We start from the raw sequence: 23,170 nt of genomic DNA, 5'->3' as shown, positions 1-23,170 counted from the left end.
GTGGTCACGGAACTAGGCACTCTTCGCAGCCTCGGTGATCGAGGCGGTGACCTGCTCGGGCGTCTTCTTGCCCGCGATGAGGTCGGCGACGCTGTCGTTGACCTCCTGGCCGACCGCCGGCGGATAGGCCTGGTCGAGGAAGAGCTGGAAGCCCGTCGCCTCCACCAGGCTGTCGGCCACCACCTTCTTGTTGGCGTCGGTGAGCCCGCTCTCCGCACCCCTGACCACCGGCAGGTAGCCGTTGGAGGCCAGCAGTTTGGACTGGTTCTCCAGGACGAAGAACCTCAAGAAGTCCAGCGCCTCCTTCGGGGCTCCCTTGCGCAGCGCGAAGCCGCCGCCCCCGCCGAACACCTCGGTGGCCCGGCCGACGCCGCCGTCGACCGTCGGGAACGGGAAGAAGCCGAGGTCCGCTCCGAGGTCGGCGCCCGCGTCCTTCTGCACCGACGGTCCCCACTGCCCCATCAGTTCCATGGCGGCCTTGCCGTTGCCCATGGTCGCCGCCTGGCCCCCGGGGGTCGCGTAACCGGCGCCGAGGAAGGCCGGCTGGAAGGGCTGGAGGTCGACCAGCTCCTTGAGGCGGACACCGGCCTGGACGAAGCCGTCACCGGTGAAGTCCTTGTCTTCGGCGGCCTGTTGCAGCGCGGGAAGGCCGGCGACGCGCATCGCGAGATAGGCCCAGTAGTAGTGTCCGGGCCACTTCTCCTTGCCCGCGAGGGCGATCGGGGTGATGCCCGCCGCCTTGAGCTTCCCGACGCCGTCGAGGAGCTCGGCCCAGGTGGCGGGCGGGGCGGTGATACCGGCCTTGGCGAAGAGCTTCTTGTTGTACCAGAAGCCGACCATGCCGATGTCGTAGGGAACCCCGTAGGTCCGGCCCTCGAACTGATAGGCCTGCAGCGAGACCGGGGTGAGCTCGGACGACCAGTCGACGAGGTCCGTGAGGTCCTCGACCAGCCCCGCGTCGACCTGCTGCCGCAGCACGCCGCCGCCCCAGGTCTGGAAGACGTCGGGGAGCCTGCCCGACGAAGTGGTGGCGGTCAGCTTGGACTTGAACGCCTCGTTCTCCAACGAGGTCGTGTGGATCGCGACGTTCGGGTGAGCGGACGTGAAGGCCGCGGAGATCTCCGGGAAGAGGGACTTGCCCGGTTCGGTGGTGGCGATGTTCCACCACGCGAACGACACCTTGCCATCGGCCGCCGGCGGGCCGGATCCGTCGGCCCCGCAGGCCGCTGTCAGGGAGGCGGAGAGGGCGGTCAGACCCGCGAGGGCAAGGAAGCTTCGTCGGCTCGTGAGGGTGTCGGCCATGGGACCTCCGGGACGGGGAATGCCGGGGCGGGCACACCGAAAAGTTTTCGAAATACTCTCGAATTCCGCGCTGCCACAAACTAGGAACGTGCGGCTTATCGGTCAAGACCCCGCGTCGATTTATCTGCGGACGACGGCTGTTCGCAGGGTTGACAAGCCGTCCAGCCGCCCGGAAACTCATCGAAAGTTTGCGATAACCGTCGGCCGAAGGCTTCCCCGCAGAGGAGAGAAGTTGAGCGAGCAGCGCCCGACCCTGGCCGTCATCGCCGCGGAAGCAGGCGTTTCCCAGGCCACCGTGTCCAAGGTGATCAACGGCCGCTCCGATGTCGCCCCCTCGACCCGCGAACGGATCGAGGGCCTGCTGCAGGCTCACCACTACCTCCCGCCCGGCCGGCCGGGCAGAGGCCGCAGATCGGGTCTCGTCGACCTGATCATCGGCGGTCTGGACAGCGCGTGGGCGGTGGAGATACTGCGCGGTGTCGAGGCCGAGTGCGCCCAGCGGAGCGTCGCCACCGTCGTGTCGCTCGTCCCGCCGGGCGAGGCAGCGCCCTCCAGCTGGACCGCGCTGCCGGCCCGGCACCACAGCGACGGCGTCATCCTCGTCACCGCCTCGGTCACCCACGCCCAGCGGGCCCAGGTCGAGCGGACCGGGGCGGCACTGGTCGTCATCGACCCGATCGACCTGCCGGGCAACGGCGTGCCGAGCGTCGGGGCGACCAACTGGGCCGGCGGCCTCGCCGCCACCGAGCACCTGCTGGAGCTGGGGCACCGCCGGATCGCCGCGATCGGCGGACGCAAGGAGATGCTCTGCAGCCAGGCCCGCATCGACGGGTACCGGGCCGCCCTGGAGCGGGCCGGGATCGAGGTCGACCGCGCCCTGATCCGGTTCGGCGACTTCCAGCACGAGGGCGGCTTCCGGTGCGCCCAGGAGCTGCTCGCCCTCCCCGAGCCGCCGACCGCCGTCTTCGCGGGCAGCGACCAGCAGGCGATGGGCGTCTACGAGGCCGCCCGGCAGGGTGGCCTGAGCATCCCGGGGGACCTCAGCGTGGTCGGCTTCGACGACCTGCCGATGTGCGACTGGCTGTCGCCGCCGCTGACGACGGTGCGTCAGCCGCTGGAGGAGATGGGCCGGGTCGCCGCCCGCACCCTGTTCCAGCTCTTGGACGGCCAGCCCCTGGTCAGCCCCCGGATGGAGCTCTCGACCGAACTCAAGGTCCGGCTCTCCACCGCCCCGCCTAGCCCCTAGGAGCATCCCTTGTACGAGCCACGGCGCACCCCCCTCCCGCCTCCGCCCGGGCGTGGCGCCTCCGCTCTCCACACGCCGGTACGCCCTCCGGCCGGCCGCGCGCCGTCCGCGCCGGCCAGCCTCGCCCCCGGACCCGTACCCGTCCCCGTGCCCGGCCCATGAGCCCGTCCTTGGGCGAGCCCGTCCTGCCCGGGTTCCGGCCCGATCCGTCCGTCTGCCGGGTGGGGGCGGACTACTACCTGGTGACGTCCAGCTTCGAGTGGTTCCCGGGGCTTCCCGTGTTCCACAGCCGCGATCTCGTGCACTGGCGGCGCCTGGGTTCCGCGCTCGACCGGCCGTCCCAGCTCGACCTCGACGGGTGCGCGCCCTCACGCGGACTCTTCGCGCCCACGATCAGACACCACGACGGGGTGTTCCATCTCGTCTGCACGCTGATGGACGGCCCCGGCCACTTCGTCGTCACGGCCACCGACCCGGCGGGGCCGTGGTCGGAGCCGCGGTGGCTGGAGGGCGAGGGCTTCGACCCGTCCCTGTTCTTCGACGACGACGGCGGACGGGCCTGGTTCACCGCCGCCCGCGTCCTGGACGAGGCCGCCGGCCGCACCGAGATCTGGATGCGCGAGTACCTCCCCCTCGAACGGCGGCTCACGGGCCCCGAGTACGTCCTGTGGTCGGGGAGCCGGGCGGGCGCGCGATGGGTGGAGGCCCCGCACCTCTACAAGGTCGACGGCGCCTATCTCCTGCTCACCGCGGAAGGCGGCACCGAGGCGGACCACAGCGTGGTGGCCGCCCGCGCCCCTCGGGTGACCGGCCCGTACGAGGGCGCCCCCGGCAATCCCGTGCTGCCTCCCGCCACGGGCCCGGTCACCTGCACCGGGCACGCCGACCTCGTGCGGACCCCGGACGGCGACTGGCGGGCCGTCCTCCTGGGCGTCCGCCGGGGCTCCGCCATCGGCCGCGAGACCTTCCTCGCCAGGGTGACCTGGAGCGACGGCTGGCCGGTCTTCTCCCCTGCCGGTCACCCGGGCCCGCGCCCCCGCACCCGTCTCCGCGACGACTTCGCCGCCCTCTCCTCCGACTGGAGCACCCTGCGCACCCCACGCGCCCCGTTCTGGACCACTGGCGACGGGCTCCGCCTCCGGCTCCGCCCCGAGCGGCTCGGCGAACGCGGCGTCCCGTCCCTGCTGGTCCGGCCCCAGGAGCAACCCGACTGCGACGCCTCCACCGAGCTGCACTTCACCCCCACGGCACCGTACGAACAGGCGGGCCTCGCCGTCGTCCTCGACGACGACGCCCACCTCCTCCTCCTGCGCACGACGGAAGGACTCACCCTCCGCCGCGGGTCCGATGTGCTGGCCCGCGCCGGTCTCGGCCCCGGTCCCGTGCGGCTGGGAGTCCGTATCCGCGGCTTCGGCCACACCTTCGTCCACGAGGCCCCCGGCGGCGGCCGGCGGGACCTGGCCACCGTCGAAGCCTCCTTCCTCGCCCCGCTGTTCACCAGCGTCCAGATCGGTCTCTACGCCACCTCCCACGGCCGCCCGTCGGCCAACAGCGCCCGTTTCACCTGGTTCGACCTCACGTATCCGCATCCGCGGAATTCATCGGACGGTTAGCGACGGACGGCACATTCGCGCCGTATTTCCTCCGCCCGAGCATTCGGACCACGACAGGATTCCGCATGCCTTCCGCAGCGAAATCTTTCGACTTCTCCGGAGCTTCGAAACATCTTCGAAACCGTTGACATGCCCCTGCCGCATTTCCACACTGATTCCTGAGGCGGCTCGACTTCTTCGCCGCCGCACCACGGCGCCGTTCTCGAATTCTTCGCGTCCTGGCCGTATGCGCCCTTTCTCATGGGCGCGAACGGCCTCAGACGGAGAATTCCTCCGCCGTGTGCGAATCCTTCCTCGATTTCTCTCCCGGAGGTCCAGTCATGCGTTCACCCACGCTTTCCCCGTCCAGCGTCCGCCGGAGAATCGGCGGCCTGGGCGCGGCGCTGATCGTCGGCGTCCTCGGCTCCGCCGCCGTTCTGGTCGCTCCCCCGGCCTCGCAGGCCGCCGAGAGCACGCTCGGCAGAGCGGCGGCGCAGAGCGGCCGGTACTTCGGCACCGCCATCGCGTCGGGCAAGCTCGGCGACTCGGCCTACACGACGATCGCGAGCCGCGAGTTCGACTCGGTGACCGCCGAGAACGAGATGAAGATCGACGCCACCGAACCCCAGCAGGGCCGGTTCGACTTCACCGCCGGCGACCGCGTCTACAACTGGGCGGTGCAGAACGGCAAGCAGGTGCGCGGCCACACGCTGGCCTGGCACTCCCAGCAGCCCTCCTGGATGCAGAACCTCAGCGGCAGCGCGCTGCGCCAGGCCATGACCGGCCACATCAACGGCGTGATGGCCCACTACAAGGGCAAGATCGGCCAGTGGGACGTCGTGAACGAGGCCTTCGCCGACGGCACTTCGGGCGCCCGGCGCGACTCCAACCTGCAGCGCAGCGGCAACGACTGGATCGAGGTCGCCTTCCGCACCGCGCGCGCCGCCGACCCGGCCGCCAAGCTCTGCTACAACGACTACAACGTGGAGAACTGGACCTGGGCCAAGACCCAGGCCATGTACTCCATGGTCCGGGACTTCAAGCAGCGCGGCGTGCCCATCGACTGCGTCGGCTTCCAGTCGCACTTCAACAACGACAGCCCCTACAACAGCAACTTCCGCACCACCCTGCAGAGCTTCGCCGCGCTCGGCGTCGACGTCGCCATCACCGAACTGGACATCCAGGGCGCCTCCGGCACCACCTACGCCAACGTGACCAACGACTGCCTGGCCGTGCCGCGCTGCCTCGGCATCACGGTCTGGGGTGTGCGCGACACCGACTCCTGGCGAGCGGAGCACACGCCGCTGCTGTTCAACGGCGACGGCAGCAAGAAGCCCGCGTACACCTCCGTCCTCAACGCCCTCAACGCCGGCTCCTCCACCCCCAGCCCGACGCCGACCCCGACCCCGACTCCGACCCCCTCCCCCGGCTCCGGGCAGATCAAGGGCGTCGCCTCCGGCCGCTGCCTGGACGTGCCCGGCGCCGTCACCACCGACGGCACCCAGATCCAGCTGTGGGACTGCAACGGCCGCGGCAACCAGCAGTGGACCTACACCGCCGCGGGTGAACTCAGGGTCTACGGCGACAAGTGCCTGGACGCCGCCGGCACCGGCAACGGCGCCAAGGTGCAGATCTACGGCTGCTGGGGCGGCGACAACCAGAAGTGGCGCCTCGGCTCCGACGGATCCATCGTCGGAGTCCAGTCCGGCCTCTGCCTCGACGCCGCCGCGAGCGGCACCGCCAACGGCACGCCGGTCCAGCTCTACTCCTGCTGGAACGGCACCAACCAGCGCTGGACCCGCGCCTGACCCGGTGCGGTGACACCCCCGCCCAGGAGGGGAGCCGGGATGACCCTGGCTCCCCTCGGCGCGGTCAGGCGTGGGAGGCGTTGCCGTAGTACGCATCCGGCCCGTGCTTGCGCGTGTAGTGGCGGTCCAGGAGGTGCTGCGGGGGTTCGACCGGGCCCAGGGCGAGGGTGCGCAGCGCCATCTCGGCCACCGCCTCGCAGATGACGGCGTGCTCCAGGGACGCGGTGGCGTCGGCGCCCCAGGTGAAGGGGCCGTGGTGGGCGACCAGGGCGCCGGGGACCTCCCGGGCCCGGGTGTCGTCACGGTCCAGGAGGTCCACGATGACCTGGCCGGTGTTGTACTCGTAGTCCGTGGCGCACTGTTCGGGCGTGAGGGCGTCGGTGACGGGGACGGGCCCGTTGAAGGTGTCCGCGTGGGTCGTGCCGAGCACCGGGATCGGGCGGCGGGCCTGGGCGAATGCGACGGCGTGGGTGGAGTGGGTGTGGGTCACGCCTCCGATGGAGGGGAAGGCCAGGTAGAGGCTCCGGTGCGTCTCCGTGTCGGTGGACGGTCGCAGCCGGCCCTCCACCACGCTCCCGTCGGCCAGCGAGACGACGACGAGGTCCTCCTCGGTGAGCACGTCGTAGGTCACGCCCGAGGGCTTGATCACGAAGACGCCGGCCTCCCGGTCCACTCCGCTCACGTTGCCCCAGGTGAGGGTGGCGAGACCGGCTCGGGGAATGCGGAGGTTGGCCTCCAGCACCTCTCGGCGCAGTTCCTTGGACACGGCGGTGCTCACGGAGGGCTCCCTCCTGGTGGGGTCGGTCGGGGAGGCGGTGCGCGCGGTGGGCGCGGTGGGCGCGGTCACAGGCTCTGGGCCAGACGGTGGTACGCCTGGTTCCAGCGCAGCTCGCGCGTGAAGCGCCGGACGGTGGTGTCCTCGTCGATGACGGCGAGTTCGGTCCGCAGCATCTCGGCGAGGTCGTCGAGCTCCTCGCCGACGAGGGCGGTGGTCAGGACGGTGTGGTGCGGCGCTCCGGCCGTCAGCCACGCCTCGGTGGAGGTGCGCAGGTCGGGGCGGGGCCGCCAGACGGCCCGGGCGACGGGGAGCCGGGGCAGCGGCTCGGGCGGGGCGACGACGTCGATGCGGTTGGCGACGAGGCGGAAGCGGTCGCCCATGTCGGCGAGTCCGACGACGACGGCCGGGCCGGGATCCGCGTCGAAGACGAGGCGGACCGGGTCCTCGCGCCCGCCGATCCCGAGCGGATGGATCTCGCAGCGGGGCGCCGCCGTCGTGAGCGAGGGGCAGACCTCCAGCATGTGGGCGCCGAGGATGAGCTCCTGCCCGGGCGTGAGGTCGTAGGTGTAGTCCTCCATGAAGGAGGTGCCGCCGGGCAGGCCGTGCGCCATCGCCTTCAGCGTGCGCAGCAGGGTGGAGGTCTTCCAGTCCCCTTCGCCGCCGAAGCCGTACCCGTCCGCCATCAGGCGCTGCACGGCGAGCCCGGGCAGCTGGCGCAGGCCCCCGAGGTCCTCGAAGTTGGTGGTGAAGGCGCGGAACCCGCCGTCCGTGAGGAAGGCGCGCAGCCCGGCTTCGACGCGGGCGGCGTAGCGCAGGGAGTCGTGGCGCTCGCCGCCGGGCCGCAGCTCGGGGGCGAGGGCGTAGAGGTCCTGGTACTCCTTGACGAGGGAGGTGACGATCGACTCGTCGGCGGCGTCGACCGCGGCGACGAGGTCGTTGACGCCGTACGTGTTGACCGAGACCCCGAACCGGAGCTGCGCCTCGACCTTGTCTCCCTCGGTGACGGCGACGTCGCGCATGTTGTCGCCGAACCGGGCGAGCCTGAGGGTGGTGAGTTCGGCGCGACCGACGGCGGCGCGGGCCCATCCGGCGATGCGGTCGACGACGTCGGGTGTGGTGACGTGGCCGGCCACGGTCTTGCGGGGGACGCCGAGGCGGGTCTGGACGAAGCCGAACTCGCGGTCGCCGTGGGCGGCCTGGTTCAGGTTCATGAAGTCCATGTCGATGGTGGACCAGGGCAGTTCGCGGTTGGCCTGGGTGTGCAGGTGGAGCAGGGGCTTGCGCAGGGCGTCGAGGCCGGCGATCCACATCTTGGCCGGGGAGAAGGTGTGCATCCAGGCGATGAGGCCGATGCACCGGTCGTCGGCGTTGGCCTCCAGACAGAGCGCGCGGATGGCGGCCGCGTCGGTGAGGACCGGCTTCCACACCAGGCGGACGGTCATCCGGGGCTGTCCGGCGAGGGTGGCGCAGAGGGTGCGCGACTGGTCGGCGACCTGGGCCAGGGTGTCGTCGCCGTAGAGGGCCTGGCTGCCGGTGAGGAACCAGATCTCACGGTCGGGCTGGGCGAGCGTCATGTCGGGTGTGCTCCTCGGAGGGGCCGGGGCGGGGAGGTCGGGGTCGGTCAGCCGGTGGCGGTGGCGCGGCGGGCGGTGTTGCGGATCCGTCGCAGGCGGTGGAGGAGGAGGTCCGCGCCGGTGCCGAAGTGCTCGTGGAGGGCGCGGTACTCGTGGAACAGCGCGTCGTACGCGTCCGCCCGCGCCGGGTCGGGCAGGTACGCGTGGCGGTGGACGCTGCCCATGGCGGAGGCGGCGGCGCGGACGTCGGGGTGGGCGCCCGCGGCGACGGCGGCGTGGATGGCCGAGCCGAGCGCCGGTCCTTGTTCGGAGGTGCCGAGGGAGACGGGGCGGCGGAGCACGTCGGCGTGGATCTGCATGAGGAGTGCGTTCTTCCGCAGTCCGCCGGTGACGATGAACTCCTCGACGGGGATCCCGCTGTCCTCGAAGGTCTCGACGATCAGCCGGGTGCCGTACGCGGTGGCTTCGAGCAGGGCCCGGTAGACGTCCTCGGGCCGGGTGTCGAGGGCGAGGCCGGCGATGACGCCGGAGAGGTGGTGGTCGACCAGGGGGGAGCGGTTGCCGTTCATCCAGTCCAGGGCGACCAGGCCGTGCGCGCCGACCGGCTGGTCCGCGGCCTTGCGGGTCAGGAGCTGGTGGAGGTCCTCGCCCGACGCCTCGGCCTCGGAGCGGTAGTGGTCCGGGACGCCCTGCCGGAGCCACCAGGCGAAGATGTCGCCGACCGCGCTCTGGCCGGCCTCGTAGCCGTAGGCGCCCTCGACGATGCCGCCGTCGACGACCCCGCAGATGCCGGGGATCTCGGCGAGGGCGGCGCCGTTGAGGACGTGGCAGGTGGAGGTGCCCATGATGGCGAGCATCCGGCCGTTCTCGACGGCGCCCGCGGCGGGCGCGGCGACGTGGGCGTCGACGTTGCCGACGGCGACGGCGACGCCCTCGGGGAGGCCGGTCCAGCGGGCGGCCCGGGCGCTCAGGCCGCCGGCCCGGGAGCCCAGGGGGGACAGCGGGTGCTCCAGCCGGGTGGCGGGGAAGTCGGCGAAGTCCGGGTGGAGTCCGGCGAGGAAGGCGGGCGAGGGGTAGGCGCCGTCCTGGTGGATGCCCTTGTAGCCGGCGGTGCAGGTGTTGCGGGACTCGGTTCCGGTGAGCTGCCAGACGATCCAGTCGGCCGCCTCGATCCAGCGTGCGCAGGCGGCGTAGACGGCGGGGTCCTCCTCCAGGACCTGGAGGGCCTTCGCGTACTGCCACTCGGCGGAGATCCTGCCGCCGTACCGGGCGATCCACTTCTCGCCGCGGGCATGGGCGAGCGCGTTGACGCGGTCGGCCTGGTCCTGGGCCGCGTGGTGCTTCCACAGTTTCGGCCAGGCGTGCGGGCGGCCGGCCCACTCGGGCGTCAGGGCGAGCGGGGTGCCGTCCGGGGTGGTCGGCAGGACCGTGCAGGCGGTGAAGTCGGTGGCGATGCCGATGACCCGGGCGGGGTCGACCCCGGCGTCGGCGAGCGCCGCGGGGACGGCGGTGCGCAGGACGTCGCGCCAGTCCTCGGGGTGCTGCAGGGCCCAGTCGGGGGGCAGGGGGGCTCCGGTGGAGGGGAGGCGGTCCTCGATGACGGCGTGGCGGTACGCGTGGACCGACGAACCGAGTTCGGCGCCGTCCCGGACCCTGACCACCACGGCACGCCCCGAGAGGGTGCCGAAGTCGACTCCGATGGTGCATGCCTCGGGGTGGTGGCGGGCCGCGGGACCGGGAAGAACGTGTGAGCTCACGATGCGGTCTCTCTCGTCGGGAGCAGGAGTCAGAGGAACACTCAGATTGTTAACGCTCACAATTGAGTTGAACAAGAGCTGGGTGCAGTTCTGTCGCACATCGGGCGAGAAAGGAAAGCTCTGAAGTGAGCGCTCACGCATGGCGTGCGGCGGCCGACGGAAGGGCCTTCCCGCCGACGGAAGGGCCTTCCCGCCGGCGGAAGGGCCTTCCCGCCGGCGGAAGGAAAGAGCCGGGGACAGGCCGACGCGAGGCCGCGCCACGGGCCCGGTCCAGCCGGGACGGCCGGAAGGGCCGGAAGGGCCGGAAGGGCCCGAACCCGACCGGAGCCCGACGCGACGCGAGGCGGCGCGACCTGGAGCGTGTCCCACCCCGCCCGTGGCCGGAGCCGTCCTCCCCGTCAGGCCTCGTGCGCAGGGCGCGTGCTCGCGCGCATGATGAGCTGCGGTTCCACGAGGAGGTGTGCGGCCTTCGTGGCACGTCCCTCGATGTGGTCCACCAGGAGTCCGATGCTCCGGCGCCCGATGGCGGCGAAGTCCTGCCGGACCGTCGTCAGCGGCGGGGGGAAGTACTCGGCCTCGGGGATGTCGTCGAAGCCGGCGACGGCCACCTGCGCGGGGGTGCGGATCCCGCCCTCGCGCAGCGCCCGCAGGACGCCGAGCGCCATCTGGTCGTTGGCCACGAAGACGGCCGTGACCGGTGTCGCCCCGCGGCGGGCCATGGCGAGTCCCGCGAGCTCCTGCCCGGCCCGGTACCCGGACAGCGGGCTCCAGTCCCCCGTCAGGACGCGCGGCGGCCGGATGCCGCTCTCCTCCAGGACGGCACGCCATCCCGCGGTGCGGGCCTCGCTCTCCAGCCAGTCGCCGGGGCCCGACACGTGCCAGACGTTGGCGTGCCCGGCGGCGAGCAGGTGCTCGGTGACCATGCGGGCGCCGAGTTCCTGGTCGAGGGAGACGCCGGGCAGGTCGAGCTGGTGGCCGCCCTCCACGGTGACGACGGGGAAGGGCGCGTCCAGTTCGGCGAGGGCCTGGACGTGCGAGCGCTGCGGGGTGATGGCGACGACGCCCTCCACGCCCCAGGCGGCGAGGTGGTCGATGGCGTCCTTGAGGCCCTGCCCGCCTCCGCTGCGCAGGCTGACGGTCGAGACGAGGTAGCCCTCCTCCCGCGCCGCCTCCTCCAGGCCGGTCAGGGTGCTGGCGGGGCCGTACAGGGCGGTGTTGACGGCGATGACGCCCAGCGTCCTCGTGCGGCGCGTCACCAGGGCGCGGGCGGCGGAGTTGCGGCGGTAGCCGAGCCGCTCGATCGCCTCGGTGACGTGCTCGCGGGTGGCGGCGCGCACGTTGGGGTGGCCGCTGAGCACCCGGGAGACGGTCTGGTGGGAGACCCCCGCCTCCCGTGCGACGTCGGCCATCGTCGGCGGGCGGACGTCTTCCGCGGGGTGCGCCACGTTCGCCTCCCTTCTCCGTGCTCACGGCTGTGGATCGATACGGGAAAAACCTTAGCGCCTCTTGTATCACGCCTTTGTGAGCGCTAACAATCTAGCTCGACCGGGGCTCCGAAGCCCCGGCCACTCAGCCGGAACGGTGCCGTCCCGGTGGTGCGTGGACCCGCGCTGCCGTCGAACCCGTTCCCGGTCGGAGCCGCCCTCGACGACGGGATGGGTAACGCCCATGAAGAAGTTCCGATCCGCATCCGCCCTCCTGGCCGTGACCACCGGCTGCGCCCTGCTGCTGACCGCCTGCGGGCAGTCCGCCGAGGGAGGCAGCCAGGAGTCGAAGGACGAGAAGGAGCGCACCATCGGCATCGCCATGCCCACCAAGTCCTCCGAGCGGTGGATCGCCGACGGCCGCAACATGACGGAGAGCCTGAAGAAGGCCGGCTTCGCCACGACCCTGCAGTACGGCGAGGACGACCCCGACCAGCAGGTCGCCCAGATCGAGAACATGATCACCCAGGGGGTCGACGCCCTGGTCGTGGCCGCCATCAACGGCGAGGCCCTGTCCAACGTCCTGCAGCAGGCGGCGGACGCCGACATCCCGGTGATCTCCTACGACCGGCTCGTCCTGGGCTCCCCCCACATCGACTACTACGCCTCCTTCGACAACGAGAAGGTCGGCGAGCTCCAGGCGACGTACATCGTCGAGAAGCTGGGGCTGAAGTCCGGCGCGAAGCAGGGCCCCTTCAACATCGAGCTGTTCGCCGGCTCCAACGACGACAACAACACCAAGTACTTCTTCGACGGCGCCATGAAGGTGCTGAAGCCCTACCTCGACAAGAAGCAGCTGGTCGTGCGCTCCCAGCAGACCCGGCTGAACCAGGTCACCACCCTGCGCTGGGACGGCGGGACGGCGCAGAAGCGCATGGACGACCTGCTGACCTCCGCGTACTCCACCGCCCGGGTCGACGCGGTCCTCTCCCCCTACGACGGCATCTCCATCGGCATCCTCTCCGCCCTGAAGTCCGACGACTACGGAAGCGCCGCCAAGCCGCTGCCGGTCGTCACCGGCCAGGACGCGGAGGTCGCCTCCGTGAAGTCGATCATCGCGGGCGAGCAGACGCAGACCGTCTACAAGGACACGCGCGCGCTCGCGGAGGTCGCCTCGGACATGGTGGCCGCCGTCCTCGACGGCAAGAAGCCCGAGATCAACGACGACACCACCTACGACAACGGCGAGAAGGTGGTTCCGGCCTACCTGCTCGACCCGGTCAGCGTCGACAAGTCGAACTACCGGAAGGTCCTGGTCGACTCCGGCTACATCGACGCCGGGGCACTGAAGTGACCTCCCCGGTGACGCCCCTTCTCCAGATGCGGTCCATCGTGAAGACCTTCCCCGGAGTCCGGGCCCTCTCCGAGGTGACCCTGACCGTGGAACGCGGCGAGGTGCACGCCCTCTGCGGGGAGAACGGCGCCGGCAAGTCGACCCTGATGAAGGTCCTGTCCGGCGTCCACCCGCACGGGACGTACGAAGGCGAGATCCTCTTCGACGGCGAGCCGTGCCGCTTCAGGGACATCAGGGCCAGCGAGCGCCACGGGATCGTCATCATCCACCAGGAGCTCGCGCTCGTCCCCCACCTGTCGATCGCCGAGAACATCTTCCTCGGCAACGAACCGTCCCGGCGCGGGATCATCGACTGGCGCGAGGCGCTGCGCCGCGCGTCCGGACTGCTCCGGCAGGTCGGGCTCGACGAGCACCCCGAGACCCGGGTCGCCGACATCGGCGTCGGCAAGCAGCAGCTCGTCGAGATCGCGAAGGCGCTGGCGAAGGACGTCCGCCTGCTGATCCTCGACGAGCCCACCGCGGCGCTCAACGACGAGGACAGCGCGAAGCTGCTGGGGCTGATGCGGGAGCTGAAGGGCCAGGGCATCACCTCGATCCTGATCTCGCACAAGCTCAACGAGATCGCCCGGATCGCCGACTCCGTCACCATCCTGCGCGACGGGCGCTCCATCGAGACCCTCGACGTCCGGGACCCGGCCACGACCGAGGAGCGCATCATCCGCGGCATGGTTGGGCGGGACCTCGACAGCCGCTTCCCCGACCGCACGCCGTACCAGGGCCCGGCCGACGCCACCCCCGTCCTGGAGGTGCGCGACTGGACCGTGCGCCACCCGCTCGACCGCGGCCGCAAGGTCGTCGACGGCGTGTCGCTCCAGGTCCGCCGCGGGGAGATCGTCGGCGTCGCGGGACTCATGGGGGCCGGCCGGACCGAACTCGCCATGAGCGTCTTCGGGCGGTCCTACGGCCGCTACGAGCGGGGCACCGTGCTCAAGGACGGGCGTGAGGTGGCGACACGTACGGTTCCCGAGGCGGTCGCCCACGGCATCGCGTACGTCACCGAGGACCGCAAGCACTACGGTCTCGACCTCGGGGACTCGGTGAGCCGGAACATCTCGCTCGCGTCCCTCGGCTCCCTCGCCCGCCGCGGAGTCGTCGACGGGCACGAGGAGCGCCGGGTGGCCGAACGGTACCGACGGACCATGAACATCAAGGCTCCGAACGTCCTCGAACCGGTCGGCCGCCTGTCCGGCGGCAACCAGCAGAAGGTCGTCCTCAGCAAGTGGATCCTCGCCGGACCGGACGTCCTCGTCCTCGACGAACCCACGCGCGGGGTCGACGTGGGAGCCAAGTACGAGATCTACACCGTGATCGACCGGCTCGCCGCCGAAGGCAAGGCGATCCTCCTCATCTCCTCCGAACTGCCCGAACTGCTCGGCATGTGCGACCGCGTCTACACCATGGCCGCCGGGCGGCTGACCGGCGAGGTCAGCCGCGCGGACGCCACCCAGGAAGTCCTGATGCGGCACATGACGCAGAGCTCCCCCGCACCGCCGGCGGCCACCGCGGGCACCGCCTCCAGTGAAGGACACCAGGCATGAGCACCGAAGTCGGTACAAAGACGACCACCCCAGCACCCCCGGGCGGCGGTTCCCCGCCCCCCGGAACACCGGTGCTCCGGATGCTCCTCGACGGCATCCGGCGGAACATGCGCCAGTACGGCATGCTCTTCGCGCTCGGCCTGATCGTGCTGCTGTTCCAGATCTGGACGGGCGGCGACCTGCTGCTGCCGCGCAACGTCTCCAACCTGGTCCTGCAGAACAGCTACATCCTCATCCTGGCCATCGGCATGATGATCGTCATCATCTCCGGGCACATCGACCTGTCGGTGGGCTCGCTGATGGCCCTGGTGGGCGGTGTCGGGGCGGTGCTCATGGTCGAGCACCACGTCTCCTGGCCGGTCGCGGTGCTCCTCACCCTGCTCCTGGGAGCCGTCGCCGGCGCGCTGCAGGGCTTCTTCATCGCGTACGTCGGCATACCGTCGTTCATCGTGACCCTCGCCGGCATGCTGCTCTTCCGCGGGCTCACGGAGATCTTCCTCAAGGGGCAGACGCTCGGCCCGTTCCCGGACGGACTGCAGAAGGTCGCCAACGGCTTCCTGCCGGAGGTCGGGCCGCAGACGAACTACCACAACCTGACCCTGCTCCTCGGCCTGGGCCTGATCGCCTACGTGGTCTTCCAGGAGGTCCGGGACCGCCGCCGTCAGCGGGAGTTCGCCCTGGAGACGCTGCCCACGGGCCTGTTCGCGCTGAAGGTGACCGCGCTGGTCGCCGCGGTCCTGCTCACCACCCTGCTGCTCGCCAGCTACAAGGGCGCGCCCGTGGTCCTGCTGATCCTGGCCGTCCTGCTCGTCGGCTTCGGCTACGTGATGCGCAACGCGGTGATCGGCCGCCATGTGTACGCGATCGGGGGCAACCTGCCCGCCGCGAAGCTGTCCGGGGTCAAGGACCGGAAGGTGACCTTCGCGGTCTTCCTCAACATGGGGATGCTCGCGGCGCTCGCCGGACTCGTGTTCGCGGCGCGCTTCAACGCGGCCTCGCCGAAGGCGGGCGTGAACTTCGAACTGGAGGCCATCGCCGCCGCATTCATCGGCGGGGCGTCGATGAGCGGGGGCGTCGGGACCGTCCTGGGCGCCATCATCGGCGGCCTGGTCCTCGGCGTGCTCAACAACGGCATGAACCTCGTCGGGGTGGGCACCGACTGGCAGCAGGTCATCAAGGGCCTCGTGCTGCTCGCGGCGGTCGGCTTCGACGTGTGGAACAAGCGCAGGGCGGGCGCCTGACGCCGCTCCGGACACGGCTGTGCCCGCCGGCGGGTCGCCGGCGGGCACAGCCGTGTCCGTGCGCGGTCAGTCGCGCGTGCCGAACCGCAGGACCGTCCTCGACGTGTACTCCTCGCCGGGCCGCAGCACCGGGGACGGGTCACCCGGGCGGTTCGGGGCGTCGGGGAAGTGCTGGGTCTCCAGCGCGATGCCGGCGCCCGCCCGGTAGGGCGTACCGCCCTTGCCGAGGACCGTTCCGTCGAACTGCCCCGCGGTGTAGACCTGGATTCCGGGCTCCGTGGTCAGCACCTCCATGCGGCGGCCCGTGGCCGGCGCGTACAGGACGGCGGCCCGGCGCAGCGTCCCGGCGCCGTACGGGTCCAGGACGAAGTTGTGGTCGTACCCGCCGGGCGCGCCGGGGCGGGCCAGGGCGTCGGCGAGCCTGAGTGGCCGGCGGAGGTCGAAGGGGGTGCCGGAGACGGGGAGGTGGTCCCCGCGGGGTATGAGGTCGCCGTCGACCGGGGTGTAGTGGGAGGCGTGGACGGCGAGTTCGTGACCGAGGACGTCGCCGGCACCCTCGCCGTCGAGGTTGAAGTAGGCGTGGTTCGTCAGGTTGACGAGGGTGGGGGCATCGGTCACCGCCGTGTAGGAGAAGGCGAGTTCGTCGTCACGGCCGACGAGACAGGCGACGGTGACGTCGAGGTTCCCCGGGAAGCCCTGGTCGCCGTCCGGGCTGCGCAGCCGCAGGAGCACCCCGGTCCACTCCGGGGTGTGCACGCTCTCGGCCTCCCAGAGGCGGGTGTCGAAGCCGTCGGTCCCGCCGTAGAGACAGTGGCCGTTCTCCTGTGTGGTCAGCCGGTACGGCGTCCCGTCCAGGGAGAAGCGGCCGTGTGCGACGCGGTTGGCGTAGCGGCCGACGGTGGCGCCGAAGTACCGGGCGGTGGTGGCCGTGTGGCGCGGGTCGCGGGGGGCGAGGACGACGTCGCCGGGGGTGCCGTTCCGGTCCGGCGCCCACAGCCCATGGAGGCGGGCGCCGAGGGTGTGCACCTCCGCCGTGAGCCCGCCGGGGAAGCCGAAGGTCCAGCGTTCTCCGGCGTGCGGGTCGTCGTGGCGGACCGGGGGTACTCCGGTGAGGGCGGACGGGGCTGGGTTCATGCGGGTTCCTTGGTCGCGAGGGGGCGCAGCCGAAAGGGGGCAGGGAGAACCCCGCCCCCTCGGTGGCCCGGGGTCTATTCCGCCTGGCGGGAGCCGCCGAAGAGGCGCTGGAGGAGGATGAAGACGAACAGCAGACCGCCGATGACGATGCGGGTCCACCACGAACTGAGCGTGCCCTGGAAGCTGATGACGGTCTGGATCAGACCGAGGACCGTCACGCCCAGCGCGGTGCCGAGGACGAAACCGGAGCCTCCGGTCAGCAGCGTCCCGCCGATCACGGCGGCGGCGATGGCGTCGAGTTCCATGCCGACGGCGTGCAGGGCGTAGCCGGACAGCATGTAGAAGGTCAGCAGCAGGCCGCCGAGGGCGGAGCACAGGCCGCTCACGGCGTACACCGCGACCTTGGTGCGGCCCACGGGCAGGCCCATGAGACGGGCGGAGGTCTCGTTGCCGCCCACGGCGTAGACGGTGCGGCCGAAGCGGGTGTGGTGGAGGACGACGAAGGCGAGCGCCAGCACGACGAGGGCGATGACCACGGCGGGCGAGACGAACAGGCCGCCGGGCAGCAGCACGCGCGTCTGGGCGATCCGGGTGGTCGTCGGGTCCGTGATCGAGAGGGACTCGGTGCTGATCATGTAGCAGAGGCCGCGGGCGAGGAACATGCCGGCGAGGGTGACGATGAAGGGCTGGATCTCGAAGGTGTGGATCACCCAGCCCATGAGGGCGCCCCCTCCGGCTCCCGCCAGCAGGACCAGCGGGACCGCCAGGGCGAGCGGCAGGCCGTTCTGTTCGACGAGCCAGGCGGTCAGCATGGTCGACAGGGCCACCATGGAGCCGACGGACAGGTCGATCCCTCCGGTGAGGAGGACGAAGGTCATGCCGATGGCGACGACGAGCAGGAAGCCGTTGTCGATCAGGACGTTGAGCAGCACCTGGGCCGAGAAGAAGCCCTCGTACCGCACGGAGCCGATCGAGAACATCGCGACCAGCAGCGTGGCCGTCACCATCAGCGGCAGGCGGGCGGCGTGCCGTGCCGAGAAGCGGTGGAGCGGCGTGGTGAGACTGGTGCTCACGAGTGGACCTCCTGCCGACGGGCCGTCAGATCAGCGGACGTGGCGGCCGGTTCGGGGGCGCCCGTCCGGCGAAGGCGTGGGAACCGCGCGCGGAACACGGGCGACTGGACCAGGCACACGACGATGACGACCAGCGCCTTGAAGACGAGGGTGGTCTCTGGCGGGACGCCGAGGGTGTAGATCGTGGTCGAGAGCGTCTGGATGACGAGCGCGCCCAGGACGGTCCCGCCGACGGAGAAACGGCCGCCTGTGAGGGCGGTGCCGCCGATGACGACGGCCAGGATCGCGTCGAGCTCGATCCACAGGCCCGCGTTGTTGCCGTCGGCGCTGGACACGTTGGAGCTGATCATCAGGCCGGCGACCGCGGCGCACACGGCGCTGACGACGTAGACCGTGACCAGGAGCCCGGCCGCCCGGACGCCGACGAGCCGGCTCGCGACCGGGTTGCCGCCCACCGATTCGACGAGCATGCCGAGCGCGGTCCGCCGGGTGACGAGGGAGGTGACGGCGACGAGGGCGGCCGCGAGCAGGACGGCGAAGGGGAGGGTGAGCCAGTAGCCGCCGCCGATCATCTTGTACGGGCCTTCGGCGACGCTGATGATCTGGCCGTCGGTGATCAGCTGGGCCACGCCCCGCCCGGCGACCATGAGGACCAGCGTGGCGACGATCGGCTGGACGCCGAGCCGGGCGACGAGGAAGCCGTTGAGGAGGCCGATGGCGGCGGCCACGCCGACCGCCAGCGCGATCGCCGACGTCATCGTGGGCAGGCTTCCGGGGTCCTCGGCGGTGGCGATGTGCTCGCACGCGAGGGCGCCGGCGATGGCGACCGTCGAGCCGACCGACAGGTCGATGCCCCGGGTGGCGATGACGAGCGTCATGCCGACGGAGACCAGGATCAGCGGGGCGCCGAACTGGAGGATGTCGATCAGGCTGCCGTACAGGTGTCCGTTCTGGACGCGGACGGCGAGGAAGTCGTGGGTGAGGGCGACGTTCCCCAGCAACAGGGTGGCCAGGACGGCGGCGGGCCAGAACAGGCGGTGCTTCGTGAGCCGCCGGGCTCCGGGCGCCCGGCCCTGCCGCTCCCCGGTGCCGGTGTCGTCAGGTGGTGTCATGAGGTGGCTCCGGTGGCGATGGCGGCCAGGATCCGGTCGGGCGTCAGGGTCGTGTCGTTGGGGAGGACGGCGACGAGCCGGTGGTCGCGCAGGACGCCGACCCGGTGGCTCAGCCGCAGGACCTCCTCCAGTTCGGCGGAGATGAAGAGGACCGCGGTGCCCTCCGCGGCGAGCCGGCCGACGAGCCGCTGGATCTCCGTCTTGGCGCCGATGTCGATGCCCCGGGTGGGTTCGTCGAGGATCAGCAGTTCGGGGTCGGTGAGCAGCCACCGGGCGAGCAGCACCTTCTGCTGGTTGCCGCCGCTGAGGTTGCGGACCTGGGCCTCGGGGTCGGCCGGGCGGATGTCGAGGACCTCGGTCCACCGGGCGGCGATCTCGTCCTGCCGGGCGCGGGAGAGGGGTCGGGTCCAGCCGCGTGCGGCCTGGAGGGCGAGCACGATGTTCTCGCGGACGGTGAGTTCGCCGATGAGGCCCTCCGCCTTGCGGTTCTCCGAGCAGAAGGCGATCTTGTGGGCGATCGCGGTGCGCGGCGAGCGCAGGACGGCGCGCTCGCCGTGGATCCGCAGCTCGCCGCCGTCGGCGTGGTCGGCTCCGAAGAGCAGCCGGGCGGCCTCGGTCCGTCCGGATCCGAGGAGTCCGGCGAGTCCGATGACCTCGCCGCGGTGGATGTCCAGGTCGTACGGGTGGACCGAGCCGGCCCGGGTGAGCCCGCGGGCGCTGAGGATGGGGGCTTCGGCGGACTCGGGGGCGGCCGCCTCGGCCGCGGTGCCGGTGTGGGAGGTCCCGGCCAGTTCGTCGAGGGTGCCGAGTGCGCTGCCGACCATGTGGTGGACCAGCGTGACGGGGGTCAGCTCGTCGATCCGGTACTCGCCTTCGAGGCGCCCGTTGCGCAGTACGGTCACCCGGTCGCACAGGTCGAAGACCTGGTCGAGGAAGTGGGTGACGAAGAGGATCGCGACGCCTCGGTCGCGGAGGCGACGCACCAGGGCGAAGAGCTGGGCGACCTCGTCGCGGTCGAGGCTGGAGGTGGGCTCGTCGAGGACGAGTACCTTGGCCTGGACGTCCACGGCGCGGACGATCGCGACGAGTTGCTGGACGGCGAGGGAGTGGGCGCTCAGCGGCATGCGGACGTCGAGGTCGAGGTCCAGCTCGGTGATGAGCCGTGCCGCGCGCCGGTGGAGGGCCTTCCAGTGGACGAGACCGAAGCGCCGGGGTTCACGGCCGACGAGGATGTTCTCGGCGACCGACAGGTTGGGGCACAGGTTCACCTCCTGGTAGACGGTGCTGATTCCGGCGTGCTGCGCTTCCAGCGGTTGGGCGAACCGCCGGGGGCCGCCGTCGACGGAGACCGTTCCCGAGTCCGGCGGGTGGACCCCGGTGAGCACCTTGATGAGGGTCGACTTGCCGGCGCCGTTCTCCCCCATCAGGGCGTGGACCTCGCCGGGGAAGAGGCGCAGGTCGACGCCGTCGAGGGCGAGGACACCGGGGAACGCCTTGCGGATGCCGCGGGCCTCCAGGACCGGCCGGTCGGCGGGGGCGGGGTTGGGGGTCGGTGCGGGTGTGCGGGGGGTGGGTGGGACTGTCATCCGCCCTCCTCGTTCTGGGGACCGGGGGCGGCGCGAGGCCGGCCCGGGTCCGGTGCGGGCGGTGGGTCAGTACTGGCGGCCGGGCAGGGCGGCCGCGGCCTGGTCCTGGGTGAAGACGCCCTCCTCGACCTCGACCCGTGTCGGGACGCTTTCCCCGGCCGCGACCTTCTTGGCGAGGTCCATGAGCTGGTCGCCGAGGAGCGGGTTGCACTCGACCACCACGTTGATCTTCTTCTCCTGCAGGGCGACGAAGGCCTCCTTGATGCCGTCGACGGAGATCACCTTGATGTCGGTGCCCGGCTTCTTGCCCGCCTCCTCGATGGCCTGGATGGCGCCGAGGGCCATGTCGTCGTTGTGGGCGTACAGGACGTCGATGTCGTCGTGGGACTTCAGGAAGGCCTGCATGACCTCCTTGCCCTTGGCGCGGGTGAAGTCCCCGGTCTGGGAGGCGACGACCTTGAACTTGGGGTCGCCCTTGACGGCCTCGGCGAAGCCCGCCTTGCGGTCGTTGGCGGGGGCGGATCCGGTGGTGCCCTGGAGCTCGACGATGTTGACGGGGTCGGAGGTGCCCTCGTACTCCTTCACGAGCCACTTGCCGGCCTCCTGGCCCTCCTTGACGAAGTCGGATCCGAGGAAGGTCCGGTAGAGCGAGGTGTCCTGCGAGTCGACGGCGCGGTCGGTGAGGATCACCGGGATGCCGGCGTTCCTGGCCTCCTTCAGGACGGTGTCCCAGCCGGACTCCACCACCGGCGAGAAGGCGATGACGTCCACCTTCTGCTGGATGAAGGTGCGGATGGCCTTGATCTGGTTCTCCTGCTTCTGCTGCGCGTCGGAGAACTTCAGGGTGATACCGGCCTTCTCGGCCGCCTCGCGCACGGACTTGGTGTTGGCCGTACGCCAGCCGCTCTCGGCTCCCACCTGGGCGAACCCGAGCACCAGCGTGCCGTCGGAGGAGCCCTTGCCTGCACCGCCGGTGGTGCCGGAGGGCGCGGGCTCGGTGGTGCAGGCGGTCAGCGCACCAGCGGCCAGGACGGCGGCGGTGATGACGCGGAGGGCTCTGTGGGCCATGTCGTGGTTCCTCTCGGGGACGTGCGTCGTACCAGGCGGAGCCCTGAAGGGGACGGGCCCGGCGAAGACAGGGCAGCAAAGGGAGGGCGTCGAACGCGAGACATTGTGAGCGCTAACAGACTGACAACTCAAGGGTCTGTACAGCCGTAACCCTTTTTTGATGCGACGCCACTCCGGAGCCAACCAGGAAGTCGGCGCCAAAAGTTGTGAGCGTTAACAGTCACCGTCGGGGTGCCGCCTGGGCGCCGCCGCGACGTTTACCGAGGCGCCGCCGGGGCACCGCCCCGGGCCGGAATCCCTTGCGGTGTGACGCCCGTTGACACACCCCACCGCGCTTCGTATCGTCGCGACACCCTTTCGAACGACGCCCGACATACCGAACATCAGGAGTCGCCGCCCCATGTGCCGCCCTCGGCCTCCGCACCCGGCCCGCCCCCGGTGAGCCGCCGGAGGCGGGCCGTCGTCCTCGACGCTCCCGGGACGGTCCGCCTCGTGGAGCACCTGCCTCGGGATCCGGGGCCCGGCGAAGCCCGGGTACGCGTCCACGCCGCCGGGATGTGCGGGAGCGACCTCGACCTCCACCTGGGCCGCCGCCCCGCCCCGTACGCGCGCTATCCGCTCACCCCCGGCCACGAGTGGTCCGGCACCGTCACCGCGGTGGGCGAGGGCACGCCCGCCGCCCTGGTCGGCCGCAAGGTCGTCGGCGAAGGACTGCGCGACTGCGCGGCCTGCGCACCCTGCCGCGCCGGCGAGGCCGGCCTCTGCGCCGCCGGCTACGAGGAGACGGGGTTCACCCTTCCCGGCGCGATGGCCCCGACCCTGACACTCCCCGCCCGCCTGCTGCACACACTGCCGCCGGACGCCGATCTCACCGCCGCGGCGTTCCTCGAACCCGCCGCCCGTGCCGCCGCGGCCGTCCTCAAGGCGCGCCCCCTGCCCGGGTCACGCGTGGCCGTCATCGGCTCCGGCGCCCTCGGCCTGCTCGCCGCGCAGCTCCTCGGCGCCTTCTCGCCGAGCGAGCTGACGGTCGTCGGCGCGAGCCCCGGCCGAGCCGACCTGTCCCATCGCTTCGGCGCCACCCGTTACCGCACGTGGGACCAGACCGCCCACCTCACGGACTGCGACGTGGTGATCGACACCGTGGGCGCGGCGTCGACCGCGCGCGCCGCGACCTCCCTGCTGCGACCGGGAGGACGCCTGGTGCTCACCGGCATCCCGGCCCCCGGGGCGGAGAAACTCGACCCCGCCCGGGTCGTCGCACGGCAGCTGTCGATCGGCACCGCGTTCGGAGCGACCTCCCGCGCCTGGACCCACGCCGTACGCGCCTTCTCCGCGGCGCGCCTGACGCCGCTCGAACTCCTCACGCACCAGCTGGGAATCGAGGAGTTCGAGCGGGCCGTGGACCTCACGGGCAGCGCCGATCCCCACGTCGGGAGGGTCCTGCTCCGCCCCTAGCGGCCGAAGCACGTCGCGCATCCGAAGGTCCGCATGCCCGGACAGCGTCGACAGCCTGGTCAGGACAG

17 protein-coding genes are annotated in these 23,170 nt (G+C 71.5%); 7 read left to right on the top strand and 10 right to left on the bottom strand.

Annotated elements, in window-relative coordinates; all coding sequences use genetic code 11:
* Window positions 1-12: 12 nt before the first annotated feature.
* Window positions 13-1,302: an extracellular solute-binding protein gene (locus tag ABZ621_RS27730; protein WP_360609149.1), complete on the bottom strand. Its 1,290-nt coding sequence runs from the start codon at window positions 1,300-1,302 to the stop codon at window positions 13-15.
* Between the two features lie 232 nt (window positions 1,303-1,534).
* Here ABZ621_RS27730 and ABZ621_RS27725 point away from each other — a divergent pair, with 232 nt between their 5' ends.
* The 3 genes from ABZ621_RS27725 to ABZ621_RS27715 all read left to right on the top strand — a co-directional run bounded on the left by ABZ621_RS27725 (window position 1,535) and on the right by ABZ621_RS27715 (window position 5,948).
* Entirely contained in the window at window positions 1,535-2,548 is a 1,014-nt protein-coding gene (locus ABZ621_RS27725) for a LacI family DNA-binding transcriptional regulator (protein WP_360609148.1), read from the top strand.
* 170 nt (window positions 2,549-2,718) lie between these two features.
* Window positions 2,719-4,161, top strand: a complete 1,443-nt coding sequence (locus ABZ621_RS27720) for a family 43 glycosylhydrolase (RefSeq protein ID WP_360609147.1) — start codon at window positions 2,719-2,721, stop codon at window positions 4,159-4,161.
* A gap of 320 nt (window positions 4,162-4,481) precedes the next feature.
* On the top strand, window positions 4,482-5,948 hold the full coding sequence (locus tag ABZ621_RS27715; protein ID WP_360609146.1) for an endo-1,4-beta-xylanase: 1,467 nt from the start codon (window positions 4,482-4,484) through the stop codon (window positions 5,946-5,948).
* A gap of 64 nt (window positions 5,949-6,012) precedes the next feature.
* Here ABZ621_RS27715 and araD read toward each other — a convergent pair whose 3' ends face one another.
* From araD to ABZ621_RS27695, 4 genes are all read right to left on the bottom strand, one after another.
* Window positions 6,013-6,726, bottom strand: a complete 714-nt coding sequence (gene araD, locus ABZ621_RS27710; RefSeq protein WP_360609145.1) for an L-ribulose-5-phosphate 4-epimerase AraD — start codon at window positions 6,724-6,726, stop codon at window positions 6,013-6,015.
* Between the two features lie 65 nt (window positions 6,727-6,791).
* On the bottom strand, window positions 6,792-8,300 hold the full coding sequence (gene araA / locus ABZ621_RS27705; RefSeq protein ID WP_360609144.1) for an L-arabinose isomerase: 1,509 nt from the start codon (window positions 8,298-8,300) through the stop codon (window positions 6,792-6,794).
* Window positions 8,301-8,347: 47 nt separating this feature from the next.
* On the bottom strand, window positions 8,348-10,057 hold the full coding sequence (gene araB, locus ABZ621_RS27700; protein ID WP_360609143.1) for a ribulokinase: 1,710 nt from the start codon (window positions 10,055-10,057) through the stop codon (window positions 8,348-8,350).
* A gap of 398 nt (window positions 10,058-10,455) precedes the next feature.
* Window positions 10,456-11,502, bottom strand: a complete 1,047-nt coding sequence (locus ABZ621_RS27695) for a LacI family DNA-binding transcriptional regulator (RefSeq protein WP_360609142.1) — start codon at window positions 11,500-11,502, stop codon at window positions 10,456-10,458.
* 223 nt (window positions 11,503-11,725) lie between these two features.
* Between ABZ621_RS27695 and chvE the strand changes: the two genes are divergently transcribed.
* From chvE to mmsB, 3 genes are read left to right on the top strand one after another with little or no spacing between them, the layout of a single operon-like run.
* Window positions 11,726-12,835: a multiple monosaccharide ABC transporter substrate-binding protein gene (chvE, locus tag ABZ621_RS27690; RefSeq protein WP_360609141.1), complete on the top strand. Its 1,110-nt coding sequence runs from the start codon at window positions 11,726-11,728 to the stop codon at window positions 12,833-12,835.
* Window positions 12,836-12,861: 26 nt separating this feature from the next.
* Entirely contained in the window at window positions 12,862-14,433 is a 1,572-nt protein-coding gene (gene mmsA / locus ABZ621_RS27685) for a multiple monosaccharide ABC transporter ATP-binding protein (RefSeq protein WP_360609140.1), read from the top strand.
* Window positions 14,430-15,674, top strand: coding sequence for a multiple monosaccharide ABC transporter permease (gene mmsB, locus ABZ621_RS27680; RefSeq protein ID WP_360609139.1), 1,245 nt, complete (start codon window positions 14,430-14,432; stop codon window positions 15,672-15,674). The genes mmsA and mmsB overlap by 4 nt, the downstream gene beginning before the upstream one ends.
* A gap of 66 nt (window positions 15,675-15,740) precedes the next feature.
* On the opposite strand, the gene ABZ621_RS27675 is transcribed toward mmsB, so the two are convergent.
* The 5 genes from ABZ621_RS27675 to ABZ621_RS27655 all read right to left on the bottom strand — a co-directional run bounded on the left by ABZ621_RS27675 (window position 15,741) and on the right by ABZ621_RS27655 (window position 21,647).
* Window positions 15,741-16,808 (bottom strand): aldose epimerase family protein, encoded by a 1,068-nt coding sequence (locus ABZ621_RS27675; protein ID WP_360609138.1) that lies wholly within the window; start codon window positions 16,806-16,808, stop codon window positions 15,741-15,743.
* A 74-nt stretch (window positions 16,809-16,882) separates the two neighbouring features.
* Window positions 16,883-17,881 carry a galactofuranose ABC transporter, permease protein YjfF gene (gene yjfF / locus ABZ621_RS27670; RefSeq protein ID WP_360609137.1) on the bottom strand — a complete coding sequence of 333 codons (999 nt, stop codon included), beginning with the start codon at window positions 17,879-17,881 and terminating at the stop codon, window positions 16,883-16,885.
* Window positions 17,878-18,993 (bottom strand): ABC transporter permease, encoded by a 1,116-nt coding sequence (locus tag ABZ621_RS27665; protein WP_360609136.1) that lies wholly within the window; start codon window positions 18,991-18,993, stop codon window positions 17,878-17,880. Before ABZ621_RS27665 ends, yjfF begins: the two co-directional genes overlap by 4 nt.
* Window positions 18,990-20,579 (bottom strand): sugar ABC transporter ATP-binding protein, encoded by a 1,590-nt coding sequence (locus tag ABZ621_RS27660; protein ID WP_360609135.1) that lies wholly within the window; start codon window positions 20,577-20,579, stop codon window positions 18,990-18,992. The genes ABZ621_RS27665 and ABZ621_RS27660 overlap by 4 nt, the downstream gene beginning before the upstream one ends.
* A gap of 66 nt (window positions 20,580-20,645) precedes the next feature.
* Window positions 20,646-21,647, bottom strand: a complete 1,002-nt coding sequence (locus tag ABZ621_RS27655; RefSeq protein ID WP_360609134.1) for an ABC transporter substrate-binding protein — start codon at window positions 21,645-21,647, stop codon at window positions 20,646-20,648.
* Between the two features lie 492 nt (window positions 21,648-22,139).
* Here ABZ621_RS27655 and ABZ621_RS27650 point away from each other — a divergent pair, with 492 nt between their 5' ends.
* A complete protein-coding gene (locus ABZ621_RS27650) occupies window positions 22,140-23,102 on the top strand; it encodes an alcohol dehydrogenase catalytic domain-containing protein (protein WP_360609133.1) in 963 nt (320 codons plus the stop codon).
* Window positions 23,103-23,170: the final 68 nt, after the last annotated feature.

The organism is Streptomyces sp. NPDC007863, assembly GCF_040633895.1.
GTDB lineage: Bacteria > Actinomycetota > Actinomycetes > Streptomycetales > Streptomycetaceae > Streptomyces.
This window is presented reverse-complemented; position numbering and strand designations above follow the sequence as displayed.

Coding starts and splice junctions, on each gene's coding strand:
- ABZ621_RS27730 (WP_360609149.1), bottom strand. CDS start 1,302: ATGGCCGACACCCTCACGAGCCGACGAAGCTTCCTTGCCCTCGCGGGT.
- ABZ621_RS27715 (WP_360609146.1), top strand. CDS start 4,482: ATGCGTTCACCCACGCTTTCCCCGTCCAGCGTCCGCCGGAGAATCGGC.
- araA (WP_360609144.1), bottom strand. CDS start 8,300: ATGACGCTCGCCCAGCCCGACCGTGAGATCTGGTTCCTCACCGGCAGC.
- chvE (WP_360609141.1), top strand. CDS start 11,726: ATGAAGAAGTTCCGATCCGCATCCGCCCTCCTGGCCGTGACCACCGGC.
- mmsA (WP_360609140.1), top strand. CDS start 12,862: ATGCGGTCCATCGTGAAGACCTTCCCCGGAGTCCGGGCCCTCTCCGAG.
- mmsB (WP_360609139.1), top strand. CDS start 14,430: ATGAGCACCGAAGTCGGTACAAAGACGACCACCCCAGCACCCCCGGGC.
- ABZ621_RS27675 (WP_360609138.1), bottom strand. CDS start 16,808: ATGAACCCAGCCCCGTCCGCCCTCACCGGAGTACCCCCGGTCCGCCAC.
- ABZ621_RS27665 (WP_360609136.1), bottom strand. CDS start 18,993: ATGACACCACCTGACGACACCGGCACCGGGGAGCGGCAGGGCCGGGCG.
- ABZ621_RS27660 (WP_360609135.1), bottom strand. CDS start 20,579: ATGACAGTCCCACCCACCCCCCGCACACCCGCACCGACCCCCAACCCC.
- ABZ621_RS27655 (WP_360609134.1), bottom strand. CDS start 21,647: ATGGCCCACAGAGCCCTCCGCGTCATCACCGCCGCCGTCCTGGCCGCT.